General features: G+C 62.4%; 12 protein-coding genes. 5 read left to right on the forward strand and 7 right to left on the reverse strand.

The features are described from left to right. Window positions 1-2 precede the first annotated feature (2 nt). Complete coding sequence (locus tag BM045_RS10035; RefSeq protein WP_092182722.1) at window positions 3-1,457, reverse strand: UdgX family uracil-DNA binding protein; 1,455 nt, start codon at window positions 1,455-1,457, stop codon at window positions 3-5. Beyond that, window positions 1,457-2,692, reverse strand: a complete 1,236-nt coding sequence (locus BM045_RS10040) for a putative DNA modification/repair radical SAM protein (protein WP_092182724.1) — start codon at window positions 2,690-2,692, stop codon at window positions 1,457-1,459. The genes BM045_RS10035 and BM045_RS10040 overlap by 1 nt, the downstream gene beginning before the upstream one ends. A 232-nt stretch (window positions 2,693-2,924) precedes the next feature. On the opposite strand from BM045_RS10040, the gene BM045_RS10045 reads away from it, so the two are divergent. Then, window positions 2,925-3,875 (forward strand): ring-cleaving dioxygenase, encoded by a 951-nt coding sequence (locus tag BM045_RS10045; RefSeq protein WP_092182726.1) that lies wholly within the window; start codon window positions 2,925-2,927, stop codon window positions 3,873-3,875. A 207-nt stretch (window positions 3,876-4,082) separates the two neighbouring features. On the opposite strand, the gene BM045_RS10050 is transcribed toward BM045_RS10045, so the two are convergent. Together BM045_RS10050 and BM045_RS10055 are read right to left on the reverse strand one after the other, a co-directional pair. Beyond that, window positions 4,083-6,116 (reverse strand): vWA domain-containing protein, encoded by a 2,034-nt coding sequence (locus BM045_RS10050; protein WP_092182728.1) that lies wholly within the window; start codon window positions 6,114-6,116, stop codon window positions 4,083-4,085. Further along, window positions 6,113-6,625, reverse strand: coding sequence for an RNA polymerase sigma factor (locus BM045_RS10055; protein ID WP_170848473.1), 513 nt, complete (start codon window positions 6,623-6,625; stop codon window positions 6,113-6,115). Before BM045_RS10055 ends, BM045_RS10050 begins: the two co-directional genes overlap by 4 nt. A gap of 153 nt (window positions 6,626-6,778) precedes the next feature. Here BM045_RS10055 and BM045_RS10060 point away from each other — a divergent pair, with 153 nt between their 5' ends. Then, a complete protein-coding gene (locus BM045_RS10060; protein ID WP_139198765.1) occupies window positions 6,779-6,964 on the forward strand; it encodes a hypothetical protein in 186 nt (61 codons plus the stop codon). On the opposite strand, the gene mnmA is transcribed toward BM045_RS10060, so the two are convergent. Further along, the gene (gene mnmA / locus BM045_RS10065) at window positions 6,965-8,116 is read right to left on the reverse strand and encodes a tRNA 2-thiouridine(34) synthase MnmA (RefSeq protein ID WP_092182734.1); all 1,152 of its coding nucleotides are present in this window, start codon (window positions 8,114-8,116) and stop codon (window positions 6,965-6,967) included. Between the two features lie 245 nt (window positions 8,117-8,361). On the opposite strand from mnmA, the gene BM045_RS10070 reads away from it, so the two are divergent. The 3 genes from BM045_RS10070 to BM045_RS10080 all read left to right on the forward strand — a co-directional run bounded on the left by BM045_RS10070 (window position 8,362) and on the right by BM045_RS10080 (window position 11,260). After that, window positions 8,362-9,876: a flagellar hook-length control protein FliK gene (locus BM045_RS10070; protein ID WP_092182736.1), complete on the forward strand. Its 1,515-nt coding sequence runs from the start codon at window positions 8,362-8,364 to the stop codon at window positions 9,874-9,876. A 12-nt stretch (window positions 9,877-9,888) separates the two neighbouring features. After that, window positions 9,889-10,608 (forward strand): flagellar hook assembly protein FlgD, encoded by a 720-nt coding sequence (locus tag BM045_RS10075; RefSeq protein WP_092182738.1) that lies wholly within the window; start codon window positions 9,889-9,891, stop codon window positions 10,606-10,608. A gap of 373 nt (window positions 10,609-10,981) precedes the next feature. Beyond that, a complete protein-coding gene (locus BM045_RS10080) occupies window positions 10,982-11,260 on the forward strand; it encodes a CtrA inhibitor SciP (protein ID WP_035102845.1) in 279 nt (92 codons plus the stop codon). Window positions 11,261-11,332: 72 nt separating this feature from the next. Here the strand turns inward: BM045_RS10080 and BM045_RS19170 are convergent, their stop codons facing one another. Both BM045_RS19170 and BM045_RS10090 read right to left on the reverse strand, forming a co-directional pair. Next, window positions 11,333-12,352: an RNA ligase family protein gene (locus BM045_RS19170; RefSeq protein WP_244522945.1), complete on the reverse strand. Its 1,020-nt coding sequence runs from the start codon at window positions 12,350-12,352 to the stop codon at window positions 11,333-11,335. A gap of 133 nt (window positions 12,353-12,485) precedes the next feature. Continuing rightward, entirely contained in the window at window positions 12,486-13,250 is a 765-nt protein-coding gene (locus BM045_RS10090) for a glutathione S-transferase family protein (protein ID WP_210185000.1), read from the reverse strand. Window positions 13,251-13,267 lie beyond the last annotated feature (17 nt).

A 13,267-nucleotide genomic window follows, 5' to 3' on the forward strand; every position in this document is an offset into this window, starting at 1 on the left:
TTTCAATGTTGCGTGCGCAGGACGTCGATGGCGTCGCGCACGAGGATCAGGTCGGCCTCGAATTTGGCCTGTTCGCGCGCCTTGCCCTCGGCATCGGGAATGCGGAGCAGGTAGGAGGGATGGTTGGTCACGAACAGGGTAGTGCCATTGGACAAAGCGATCGGCGCACCGCGTAACTTACTGATGGTGGCTGTTTTTCCGAGCAGGCTCGTCGCAGCCGTGGCGCCCAGCGCGACGATGACTTTCGGTCTCACGAGGTCTTGCTCCAGGTTGAGCCAGAACTTGCAGGCCTGAACTTCGCCGCCATCGGGACTTTGGTGGATGCGACGCTTGCCGCGCGGCTCGAACTTGAAGTGTTTCACGGCATTGGTGACATAGACCCGCGAGCGGTCGATGCCGACCTTTTCGACAGCCTTATTAAGTACTTGACCGGCGGGGCCGATGAAGGGTTTACCAGCCAGATCCTCCTGGTCCCCGGGCTGTTCGCCGACGAACATGACGTCGGCATGTTCGGGGCCTTCGCCAAACACCGCCTGGGTGGCGTGTTCGCAGAGACGACAGCGGCGGCAGTCCTGCACGGCGGTGCGGGCGTCGGCCAGGGTGGTGATTTCTTGTGTGCCAAGAGGTTCGGGCAGCCGTTCCTGCTGGCGCAGATGCCGCGAGGGCGGCAGGCTGGCCACGCGCTCGATCATCTCGCTCTCCATCTGCCGGGCATTGCGGATCAGCGGAGCGATCAGTTCGGCTTCGGGCAGGTTTTTCCAGTATTTGACCGGCATTTCCGACTTCATCATCGAAACCTTCAACCGCGCCGGATTGAAGATCGAGGCGAAATAGGTCTTCCAGTCATCCTCGACCGCATCATCCTGGGGCACATCGCTTTTTTGCCCGCCCGGGCCGAAAGCCAGGCTCTCGCCATACCAATAGGCGCTGCGATAGGGGGTGATGATGGCCCACATCATGCCGTCGAAGCGGCGTGCGAAGAAGGGCGCGGTCATCTCCAATGTGTAGTGATCGGGCTCGAACCAGGCGGCATAGCGCTCGAGCCCGCTATCATCCAGGATGGACTTGAAGCGGACGAAGGCCTTCATCTTGTGGCTGTCGCGCCGCACCGCCGAGGTCCATTTCGTTAACAGACTGTTAGCATCGAGCGTCGCATCACCGAGCATTTGGTTGTTGCTCTGCAGCGCCCACAACAGCTTATACAGCACGGAAAACCGCGCCGGATCGGCGTGGCAAATGGCTTGTTGAGCCATATCAAGGAATTGACGCGGCACCGATCCGACGGGACGGTCCACTGGCGGCAGCGCAATCGCGTCGACATCGTCGAGCAGCCCGCCGGCATCGCCCAGCATACGCCAGTCTACCTGATTGGGGGATATCCCCGCCGCCAAAAGGCGTCGCGCATGGCCACGCCATTCCGCAAAGTCATTGGGCGCGGTGAGGCGAACCACCTGCATCAGAACAGGCTCAACTGTTCCGGCTGCGGCGTCAGCCGGGCGCGCAGCTTGCTGTCGTCGGTCAGCCCGCCGGGGGTCCAGTCGGCCGCCTCGATGAAGGGGCGCACCTTGTCGATGGTGCCGGCAATAGTCGCCACATCGGACAGCCGCAAGCGGTGATGCCGGCGCGTCGAAATGATCCGCTCGACGCTGCGGGTGCCCAGCCCCGGGACGCGCAGCAGCATTTCCTTGTCGGCGCGGTTGACGTCGACCGGAAAGCGCTGCCGGCTCTTGAGCGCCCAGGCGAGTTTTGGATCGATGGAAAGGTCAAGCAACCCGTCCTCGCCACCCGAAACGATCTCGGGCACGTCGAAGCCATAAAAGCGGATCAGCCAGTCGGCCTGATACAGCCGATGCTCGCGCATCAGCGGCGGCGCCTTTAGCGGCAGCCGGGAGGAGCTGTCGGGGATGGGCGAAAAGGCCGAATAATAGACCCGGCGCAGCTTGTAGCCGGAATAGAGTCCGGCGGCGCGATTGAGGATGGCGCCATCATCGGCCGCATCGGCGCCGACGATCATCTGCGTCGATTGCCCGGCCGGAGCGAATTTCGGCTTCAGCGCCCGCGCCTTCTTGTCGGGTCCGGCTTCGTCGAGCTTGCCCCGCACATTGGCCATGGCAGTGCGGATTTCGCTGGGCTTTTTCTCCGGCGCCAGTTGTTCCAGCCCGACATCGGTCGGCATTTCGATATTGGTCGAGAGCCGGTCGGCCCAGCGCCCGGCTTCGACGAGAAGCTCGGGCGTGGCATTGGGAATAACCTTGAGATGGATATAGCCGGCGAACTGGTGGTCCTCGCGCAGCGAGCGGGCCACGCGGACAAGTTCTTCCATCGTATAATCGGGCGAGCGGATGACGCCTGAGGAGAGGAACAGGCCTTCGATGTAATTGCGCTTGTAGAAATCCAGCGTCAGCTTCACCACTTCCTCGACGCTGAACCGAGCGCGGGTGACGTTGGAGGACGAGCGGTTGACGCAATAGATGCAGTCGTAGACGCAGAAATTGGTCAGCAGGATTTTCAGCAGCGAAATGCAGCGCCCGTCCGGCGCATAGGAATGGCAAATCCCGCTGCCCTCGGTCGAGCCGATACCGCCCGTGCCAGCAGAATTACGCTTTTCCGAACCGGAGGAAGCGCAGGACGCGTCGTATTTGGCCGCATCTGAGAGGATGGCGAGCTTTCGGCGAAGTGTCAGCGCGGCCATTTTTGTTCCCTTTATGTTCATGACAGGGATACCGCATGTCGGGCTCGGGCGCATGTCAAAAAGACAGCTGTGAGGGAATTGTGATCGGCTGCTGATACCTCTGGGAGGTCACGAGCGATCGTTCAGGAAAAGACACCAGTGCGTTGCAATTGTCCATCTGCACAAACCGGCCGGCGTCCTTTACATCTATCGCAACGACGGCGAACTGGCCGCCCATCAGGAGATTGCAGAAATGACGCTCGAACTCGGAGGCATCCATCACCTCACGGCGGTCACCGCCGAGGCCAAGAAAAACCTGGCCTTCTATACCCAGGTTCTTGGCATGCGGCTGATCAAGAAGACGGTCAACCAGGACGACACCACCGCCTATCACCTGTTCTATGGCGACGGCGTGGCCTCCCCCGGTGCCGACCTGACCTTTTTCGATTTCGACGCGCCCAAGGAAAGCCGTGGCAATCACACGGTTGGCCGCACCGGCTTGCGCGTCGCCAGCGAGGATAGCCTGAACTGGTGGAAAGCCCATCTGCAGACCAATAATGTCGGCACCTCAGCCATCAAGGAGCGCAACGGCCAGCTGTCGCTCGATTTCGAGGATTTCGAAGGCCAGCGCTTCCGCATGGTGATCGATGCCGCCAACAAGGCTGTACCCTGGGCCAAGTCGCCCGTGCCGGCCGAGCAGCAGATTATCGGTCTGGGGCCCATCACCCTGTCGGTCCCGCGGCTCGACCGCACCGAGGCCGTGCTGACCCAGGTGATGAACATGCGCAAGACCCGCGAATATTCCGCCACCAGCCACACGCCGGAAACCCATGTCTTTGAAATGGGCCGTGGCGGTCCGGGCGCCGAGCTGCATGTCGCGGTCGACCCCAGCCTGCCCATGGCCCGTCCCGGCGCTGGCGGCGTGCACCACGTCGCCTTCCGCACCCCGGACCAGGATAGCTTGCGCCAGTGGATCGAACGCGTCACCAAGGCCGGCATCCGCTCCAGCGGCGAAGTGGAGCGCTTCTACTTCACCTCGCTCTACTTCCGCGAGCCGAACGGCATCCTGTTCGAGATCGCCACCGACGTGCCGGGATTTGCGGCGGATGAGCCGATGGAAACGCTTGGTGAAAGCCTCGCCTTGCCGCCATTCCTAGAAGGTCGCCGGGCCAGTATCGAGGCAAATCTCAAGCCGCTGGTTTAATCGACTCACATCTCGCCACACCCACCGCGCCCCCCTCCCCCTTGAGGGGAGGGAAGCGAGATAGGACTTTAGCCCTTCGCTAAGTCCGTCATCGAGCAGGAAGGGGATCGTTCCATAAGCTCAGTGCCTGTGGCCTACCCCCTCCCTTGATCCCTCCCCTCAAGGGGGAGGGTGTGGACTGGACGTTCTGCGCCAACTATCGCGGCCTTATTCGCAGTCCCCACTCGTGCTCAAATCACACGGATCGCTATCCGTGTCCGGCTTCAGCAGGCTGGCCGTCTTGATCAGGTTGATGAATTCCACGCGATAGCCGCTGTCGTCGGCACCGCGCCCCGAGCGCGCCAGGGCCTCGATCTCGGCCCAGCCCATTTCACCGCCGTAGTTGGAGCCCTTGAGCTTTTGCCCAAAGGCGGCGACGGCGGCGGCGAAGCGCATGTCGTTGCTGGCGTCGGTGATATCGCGATAGACCACCTCGGGCGTCACCGGCACTTCGATCAGCTGGCTGACGTCGCTCTCCGGCAGCTTGTAACGCATGCGCAGGAAAGCGATCTCGTCGCCGGCGACCGGCGGCTCCGTGGTCTGGCCATAGCGCAACGAGTCGATCATTTCGGCGCCCGACCCGACCGGGGTAATTTCGTAAAGCGCCGTCACCGTGTGACCCGCGCCGATGTCGCCGGCATCGACCTTGTCATTGTTGAAATCCTCGCGGTTGAGTGCGCGGGTTTCGTAGCCGATCAGGCGATATTCGTTGACCACGGCCGGGTTGAACTCGACCTGGAATTTGACGTCCTTGGCGATCATGTCGAGCGTGCCACCGATCTCCTCGACCAGAATTTTTTGCGCTTCGCGGAAGCTGGAAATGTAGCTGGCATTGCCATTGCCGTTCTGGGCCAGGGCCTGCATGGTTGCGTCATCGAGATTGCCGCGGCCGAAGCCCAGCACAGAGAGGGTGGTGCCGGATTGTCGCTTGCCCTTGATGAAATCTTCCAGCTTTTCCGGATCGTCGATGCCGACATTGAAATCGCCATCGGTGGCGAGGATGACGCGATTGGTGCCACCCGAAACCTTGTGGCTTTCGGCGAGGCGATAGGCCAGTTCGATCCCCTCGGCACCGGCTGTGCTGCCGCCGGCGCTGAGATCGTCCAGCGCGGCGAGGATTTTCGCCTTGTCGGTCGCGACGGTCGGCTCCAGCACCACGCCGGCCGAGCCGGCATAGACCACGATGGAGACTGTATCATTGGCGGAGAGCTGATCGACCAAGAGGACAAAGGCGCGCTTGAGCAGGGGCAGCTTGTCCGACTCGTCCATCGAGCCGGACGTGTCGATCAGGAAGACCAGATTGGCTGGCTTGCCTTCTTCGACCGTCGGCACATAGCCCTTGATGCCGATCTGCAGCAGTTGGGTTTTCGAATTCCATGGCGTCGGAAACACGCCGATCGTAGGCTGGAACGGCACCGCGGCGCTTGTCGCAGTGGGATAGTCATAGGGGAAATAGTTGATCAGTTCCTCAATGCGCACCGCATCGGGCTCGGGGACGAAACCGTCCTCGAGCATGCGGCGCGTATAGGCATAGCTGGCCGTATCGACATCCACCGAAAAGGTCGAGACCGGCTCGTCGGCCGCGGTCTTGAGGCGCTGTTCGTCGAAGCTGGTGAAGGTATCGCCGCTTGGTTCGGTCGGCAGGGCAATGAGCGACGGCATGGGGGCCGGCATGGCCATTTCTCTCTCGAACATCGCGTCGGCCGATGCACCGATGGCGCTCTGCTGCACCACGGCGCCGGCGGGGGCAGCTTGACGGGTCAAGGCGCTGGGCGCCGCTATGTCCTGCATCGGCGCCGGCGCAACAGGCTCGGCGGTGACGACTGGTGCCGGCTCTTCGGCCTTGGCCAGATTTTCGGCCTGCGGCGCCACGATGGCAGGACGCTGCACGGCCACCTCGGCCGGGGTCATCGAGGTGGTCGAATAGAGCTGATAGCCGAGCGGCAGCACGATCAGCGCCAGGGCCGCCGTACCAATGGGAAGACGCATGTCCATGATCTTGATCCCTTTCAAGGATGCGATGATGGACGTGAGACGCTGGCCCCAGGGATTTCCTTGGGGTGTTGCTTCGGATTTCTTCTGCGCCGCCTCGAAAGCGGCCATGCCGGCGGCCAGCGCGCGCTGCTTGGCGTCGGCGCGCGGGTCGGGCGCCTGGGTGGCTTTGAGGCTGTCGAAGGGATCGGGCATCTGGTCGTCGCTCATAGCAGCCCCCTCAGGGTCTTGCGGGCTTCATGCACATGGAAGGACACGGTGGCCTCCTTGATGCCCATGATCTCGGCCGCCGCCGCGTGGCTCAATTCTTCCGCATAGACCAGCAGCACCGCATTGCGCTGCTTATCCGGCAGTTCGCGCACCGCCGCCCAGAGCTGGCGGCTGGTGGCGGCCGCTTCCTGCTCGGGTGGCTGTTCGTCGGGCGTCACCTCGGCATAGGCGTCGGCATATTGGCCGCGCCGCTTGCCGGCCCGCTGCATGTCGCGCACGGCATTGAGCGTGATGCGATAGACCCAGCTTGAAAACGCCGATCGGTGGTCGAATCCGGCAAGCGCTGCGCCGAGCTTGATGCAGACATCCTGCGCCACATCCTCGGCATCGGCGCGATTGCCGCACCATTTCCAGGCCGTACGGTGGATCAGGTCATAATGATCCTCGATCAGCTCGCCGAAAGCCGCGGCATCGCCGTTTTGCGCACGGGTCACCAGCGCCCGCGTCAGCGCGTGCCTCGCCTCGATCGGGGATGCGGCCGTCAGTCCCAGCATGGGTCCGTGCACTCGCCAAGCCTTACTTTGGTGGCCATTCTAGTGCTAAGACGCCCCTGCCCGCCCAGACCTTGGGCGCTTATGCAGATTTATTTTGGAGGCCCCGCCATGGACGAGCCCAAGCAAAGCCCCTTCGCGCTGAACCCCGGCCGCGTGCTGATCCTGTGCCTCGGCGTGCTGATCGTCATCATCGCCATTTCCACCTCGCTGGGCGGCATCAATGCCTACCAGTCGCTGCGCGAGGCCAATGCCGAAGCGACAACGGCCGCTCCGATCGATCCCGCTGTCGAATAATCAGGCAGCAAACACCTGCGGCACGGCTTCGGCGATGAAGCCGCCGCCCCAGACTTCCGAGGTCGCCGTATCGTCGGCATAGAAGACGCAGGCCTGGCCGGGCGAGATGCCATATTCACCGGAGACCAGCGTCACATAGACGCTGTCGCCCTGCATCTGGATCACTGCCGGCTGCGGGCCGCGCGTCGAGCGGACCTTGACCTCGACCGGCGCACCATTGCCGGCCGATAGCTGCGCCAAAGGCGTGGCGCCGAGCCAGTTGACGTCGCGCAGGCGCACGGTGTGGGTCTTGAGCGCTTCGCGAGGGCCGACGATGACGCGGCCGGTCTTGTGCTCGAGCTTGATCACATAGAGCGGCTCGCCCGAGGCAATGCCGAGCCCCTTGCGCTGGCCTACGGTGTAATTGACGATGCCTTCATGGCTGCCCAGCACGCGGCCGTCGAGATGCACGATCTCGCCCGTTGCTACCGCCTCGGGATGCATCTTGCGGATGATGTCGGCATACTTGCCCTGCGGCACGAAGCAGATGTCCTGGCTGTCGTGCTTTTCGGCGATTTCGAGCCCCATTTCGCGTGCCATTTCGCGCACCGCCGCCTTGCTCATGCCGCCGAGCGGAAAGCGCAGGAAATCGAGCTGGGCTTGCGTGGTGGCAAACAGGAAATAGGTCTGGTCGCGCTCGGCATCAACCGGGCGGAACAACTGGCGCCGGCCGTCGTCGCCGAGGCGGCTCTGCACATAATGGCCGGTGGCCAAAACATCGGCGCCTAGGTCGCGGGCGACCTCCATCAGGTCGACGAATTTGACCGACTGGTTGCAGGCGATGCAGGGCACCGGGGTTTCGCCCTGCTGATAGGCATTGGCAAAGGGCGCGATCACCGAGTGCTTGAAGCGCTCTTCATAGTCGAGCACGTAATGGGGAATATTTAGCGTTGCGGCCACCCGGCGGGCATCGTGGATGTCCTGCCCGGCGCAGCAGGCGCCCTTGCGATGGGTGGCTTCGCCATGATCGTAGAGCTGGAGGGTGACGCCGACGACGTCATAGCCCTGGCTAGCCAAGAGGCCCGCCACGACCGAGGAATCCACGCCCCCCGACATCGCGACGACGACGCGCGTGTCTTCGGGACGCTTGGCAATATCAAGCGAGTTCAACATCTTTCTTCCATCCGGTTGGGTTCAAGGGCCAGCGGACAAACTGTGACGGGGCTCATATCCCTTTCGGACAAAAGCCGCAACATTTGCCCGGCAGCTTTTGCCGCCTCAGCCATGATTGCCGACAACACAGCATGCATGTGCCGCCATCACCGCCTTGAAATCACATGATATTCGCCGGTCGCGAGGACTTGGCACGGCGCCTGCATTGACTGGCTTGGATTAGTCTCATTCGCGGGGCCGCTTTCGTGGCATCACATCTGACCGTTACGACCAGCACTGCCGGCGTCTCCAGCACCAAGAGTTTTGGCAATTCCACTGCCGATGCCGGTAGCGAAGACGTGTTTGCCGCCCTGCTGGGCGCATCCGGCGCTGAAAAGCCCGAGCCGACGCCTGCTGCCGCCGCACCGGCCAAGCCGGCCACCAATGACGACGTCAACATGTCGACCGGCTTCACGCCCGACGAAGACGAGACCATCGATCCCGTCGCTGCAGCGATCGACGCGCAGATCGCCATCGTGCCAGCCGAAACCGCCCAGCCCAAGCTGACCGAACTGGTGGAAGGCCTGGCCGATCTCAAGGCGAAACTGGCGGCTGGCGAACCGATCGATCCAAAGGCGCTGAAAGAACTCGATGCGCTGCTGACCAGCCTTGCGCAACAGCTCAACATCGACCTGACCGACCTGCCCTCGACCGACGAACTGGCCGCCCTGATGGCTGCGCCGACCGCAGGTGATGAGAGCCTCACGGGCAAGCTGGTGCAAGCCTTCGGCCCGATGGTCAGCGAACTGCTCGGCCAGACCGACGCATCAGCCAGTGCCGAGCTGTCGGCCCAGATGAAGGCCGTCGGCGACAAGCTGGCCGCGCTGCTCACCACCCTCAACCAGGGCGAAACAGATGGCGACGCGCTGGCCGCGCTGCAGGCCAATTTCAACACGGACACCGAGCTGAAAACCGCGCTCGACAATGCGCTGAAGCCGACCATTGCGGCCGATGCTGCGCCTGCTCTGGCCACACCGGCACTCAAGCTGCCGGACTCGTCGCTGACCAGCAAGACCGAGGCAGCCGCCCCGGCACTTGAGGTCAAAGCCGAAAAGCCCGAGACGGCCGACCCCAGTCTCGAGGTCAAGCCGACCGTCAAGGATGGCGACAAGCCGGTCGAAGCCAGTGCCGAGAAGAAATCCGGCGACGACAAGCCGGCGGACACCAAGCCGACCGCTGTCGCCGCCACCGCCGACAAACAGCCCGATGCACAGGTCGCGACGCAGACCATTCCTACCGCCCGCGTCGATGCCGTGGCGGCGCTCCGCGTGGTGCAGGTCGGCTACCAGACCAGCCAGCAGCAGCTCAACCTGCCGCAACTGGCCTTCGAAATGGCGCGCCAGGTCGGCGACGGCAATTCCCGCTTCCAGATCCGCCTCGATCCGGCCGAACTGGGCAAGATCGACGTGCGGCTCGATATCGACGCCTCTGGCCAGGTCAATGCGCGCCTGACCGTCGAAAAGGCCGAAACGCTTGACCTGATGCAGCGCGACCAGAAGGCGCTGGAACGCGCCCTGCAGCAGGCTGGCCTCGATAGCAGCAAGACCAATCTGGAGTTCTCGCTCAAGGACAATCCCTTCAGCGGCGGCCAGCAGGGCAAGAATGCCAATGGCGGCAGCCTGTTCGGCACTGACCTCGCCGAAGTGGACGACGCCCCCCTGCCCACCGTCAACCTTTACCGCGGCAATCTCAGTGCCAGCGGCGTCAACATCATCGCGTAAGGAGTAGGTGTCATGGCAACACTCGATAGCGTTTCGGCAGCCGCCGCAACCACATCCAAGACCGCGGCGTCGCGCGCCACCATTGCGGATAATTTCGACACCTTCCTGAGCATCCTGACCACCCAGCTCAAGAACCAGAACCCGCTCGACCCGATGGACACCAACCAGTTCACCCAGCAGCTGGTGCAGTTCACCGGCGTTGAGCAGCAGCTCAAGACCAATGAATTCCTCGAAACCTTGATGCTGTCGGGCCAGAACACGGCAAAATCCGATGCCGTCTCCTATATCGGCAAGGAAGTGACCTCGTCGGGCAAGACCGGCGAGCTGACCGATTCCAGCGCCGCCTTCTGGGCTTATAGTGCCGATGCCGCAGCGGCCAATGCCTCGATCACCATCAAGAATGCCAGCGGCCAGGTGGTCTACAACCAGACCGGACCGCTCGGCTCCGGCCCTGGCACCTTCCGCTGGGACGGCAAGGGCAGCGATGGCGCGATGAAGCCGAATGGCGTCTATACGATCGACATCACCGGCAAGGACAGCAACGGCAAGGACGTCAAGATCAGCACCGCCTCGATCGGCATCGTCACCGCCGTGGACTTCACCGGCGACGTGCCCGTGCTGACCGTCGGCTCGCGCAAGGTCACAATCACCGACGTCACCGACGTCCGCATTCCCGACGTCACCAAGCCGGTGACAGCGACGACGGAAGAGAAGACCGACACGACGGCCTAAAGCGGCGTCCCTAAATTCCCCACATACACGATGTCACCCCGGCCTTGAGCCGGGGCCAATCCTGAGATGTCACCGCATGCCGCTAGATCGAGCCACCTTGCGGCCGTGGCACGATCTCGAGATGGATCCCGGCTCAAGGCCGGGATGACATCGTGGGTGCGCAGGCGCTTGAGATAAACCGTATGGCTCCGGCTTATCTCTGCGGACGCCCCTCAAGTCATTCCACTGCCGGGCAAATCGCTCCGCGATCAACTTGAATCAAGGCCTTGAAATCCAAGACCATTCTTAACCTGTTGTAAGTTTCCCCTTAGTCGAATTTTAAGGCCGTTAGCCTAGTCTCTCGTCATATGGTCAGGTTTGAGTAGAGAGTAAAATGACCGTACAAATGCGTCCTCGCGTTAAGTACGTTATCGGACCGGACGGTAGTCCGCTCACGATCGCAGATCTTCCCCCGGCCAATACCCGGAGGTGGGTCATCCGCCGCAAAGCCGAAGTCGTCGCAGCTGTGCGCGGCGGGTTGCTCAGCCTCGAAGAGGCCTGCGACCGCTATACACTGAGCGTCGATGAATTCCTCAACTGGCAGGCCGCCATCGATAAGCATGGCCTTGCCGGACTGCGGACCACCTGGATCCAGCATTACCGTGAAGGCTAAGGCCTTAGCGCGCTGAAACAACAGGTATGAATCTCAAAGCCCGCCAGAGTGATCTGGCGGGCTTTGTATTTCTCAGCGCAGGCCGTTCCGCTCGACGATGCGATTGCCGTGCCGGACCGTCTGCAGATGGCCCCGGCGAACGAACTTGCCGATCTTGCTGGAGAACTGGCTGGCGCTAAAGGCTGCCGCGACGCGGACGGTGTAGCCTTCGCTGCGATCCCAGTCTGTCGACTTGTACAGGCCCTCGATGAGCTTGCTGTCGAAGATGCCATCATAGAGCACCGGGACCGGCGTGATGCCGAACAGCTCGAACCACTCCATGGTCTCGTCCCAGGATTGGCAGATGTTCTGGTCGCTCCACACCGAAAACCCCATGAAATAGGACGCGAGGTCCTGATAGGCGATCGAGTGTTTGGCGAAGAGGTTTTCGCCGCAGATCCGCCAGCCGGGCGGAATGTCACCGGCGATCGTCGACCAATATTGCTTGACCCAGTCGCGTGACGGGTGATGCCTCCCGTCAACGCTGCGCGCATGGATGTGGTCGAGATACATGGTGGTGTTTTCGCCATCCATCTTCTCGGTGACGATGACGCGTTCACCCACGAGGCCATCGAGGGATGCCATGACACGGTCGTCGTCATTGATCCCCTCGGACCACGGCAGGTGATGGGTGCGGGGATATTTCACCCAGTGGGTGAACATTTCCAGCACGCCACCGCGCTCCAGGATCTTCTGCACGCTCTCATCGAAAAACAGCTCGCCGCGCACACGCTGCCCATTGGGCAGCACGGGATTGCCCCATTTGTCATAGGGCTGGTCGTCATAAAGATGCGGCGGCAGGACAATGCGGGTAATACCGGCGGCAGCCCGGATGTCCTCGACCGAGATCTGCGTGCTCTCGCAGGCGATATGGTGTTCCTGGCAGACCGATGCGCCGTTTTCGAGATAGTAGCCGCCATCCGGCCACAGCCGCCGTTCCATGATGTGATGGGCGTCCACCGCCGGGCCGCTGCAGATGACGCATTGGTGGTTGTCGCGGGCAAAGACCCCTTCGCGGAAAGCGTCGCGGCTAAGCAGGATTGCCGGTTTCATCGTAGTAGCCCCTCTGGATCCAGATCATCTGCCTCACCTCTAGGGTGATGCCCCGGCCGGCGCTGTTCCTGCGGGAACAAGGGCCGGCCAGGATCTGAAAGCGAGCAGAGACCGCGACCGCTGCTGGCCTGGGCTAGGGCGTTTCTTGCCCCATCCAGCGCGCACCGGCGGGCCGCTGCAGTAACCGCTGATAGTAATCCGCCACCGCCGGAAATTGCGGCTTCTCCGCCGGGATCGACATCCAGCGATGCACCGACAGGCCGAGCGCGATATCAGCAATGCTGACATCATCGCCGGCCACAAAGCCATTGCCGGAATCGTGCCCGAGCCGAGCCTCGAGGATTTCCATCCTCGTCGCCCACTTGGCGATCGACTCGGCCACCTTTGCCGGATCATCATAGCCGGGCGTCTTGCGGATCAGCGCGTTAACCGCATAGCCCCAGGGTGGATTGAGTTCGGCCGCCTGCCAGCCCAGCCATTGCAGTGCCAGCGCCCGCTGTTCCAGCGGACCGGGCAGCAGCTTGCCCTCCCGCTCGGCCAGATAGATCAGGATGGCATTGCTTTCCCACAGGACGAAGCCGCCCTCGAGCAGCACCGGCACCTGTCCATTGGGGTTGAGCGCCAGAAATTCGGGCACCTTGGGATCGCGCCCGGGCATGCCCCAGTCCTCCCGTTCATAGACGAGCCCCAGTTCGTCGAGCGCCCACAGCACTTTGCGTACGTTGATCGAGGTGATCCGGCCTAAAACCTTCAGCATCAGACTCATCCTTTTGAAACTCTCCCCGGCATTTTGTGCCGGAATTTGCAAACTGCAACGGGGAGTTAAGACATTGTTTACCATCAGGTAGGTAATTTTTGCCCAGCGGCCTCCACGTGCGTTTGCGTCGGCATGGGTCATCCTCGAATTGAGTACCG

The sequence above is a fragment of the Devosia sp. YR412 genome, assembly GCF_900110945.1.
In the GTDB taxonomy this organism is placed as follows: domain Bacteria; phylum Pseudomonadota; class Alphaproteobacteria; order Rhizobiales; family Devosiaceae; genus Devosia.

Bases quoted from the DNA above. Each gene is read 5' to 3' on its own strand.
- BM045_RS10035 (WP_092182722.1), bottom strand. From the start codon at position 1,457: ATGCAGGTGGTTCGCCTCACCGCGCCCAATGACTTTGCGGAATGGCGT.
- BM045_RS10040 (WP_092182724.1), bottom strand. From the start codon at position 2,692: ATGGCCGCGCTGACACTTCGCCGAAAGCTCGCCATCCTCTCAGATGCG.
- BM045_RS10045 (WP_092182726.1), top strand. From the start codon at position 2,925: ATGACGCTCGAACTCGGAGGCATCCATCACCTCACGGCGGTCACCGCC.
- BM045_RS10050 (WP_092182728.1), bottom strand. From the start codon at position 6,116: ATGAGCGACGACCAGATGCCCGATCCCTTCGACAGCCTCAAAGCCACC.
- BM045_RS10060 (WP_139198765.1), top strand. From the start codon at position 6,779: ATGGACGAGCCCAAGCAAAGCCCCTTCGCGCTGAACCCCGGCCGCGTG.
- mnmA (WP_092182734.1), bottom strand. From the start codon at position 8,116: ATGTTGAACTCGCTTGATATTGCCAAGCGTCCCGAAGACACGCGCGTC.
- BM045_RS10075 (WP_092182738.1), top strand. From the start codon at position 9,889: ATGGCAACACTCGATAGCGTTTCGGCAGCCGCCGCAACCACATCCAAG.
- BM045_RS10080 (WP_035102845.1), top strand. From the start codon at position 10,982: ATGACCGTACAAATGCGTCCTCGCGTTAAGTACGTTATCGGACCGGAC.
- BM045_RS19170 (WP_244522945.1), bottom strand. From the start codon at position 12,352: ATGAAACCGGCAATCCTGCTTAGCCGCGACGCTTTCCGCGAAGGGGTC.
- BM045_RS10090 (WP_210185000.1), bottom strand. From the start codon at position 13,250: ATGACCCATGCCGACGCAAACGCACGTGGAGGCCGCTGGGCAAAAATT.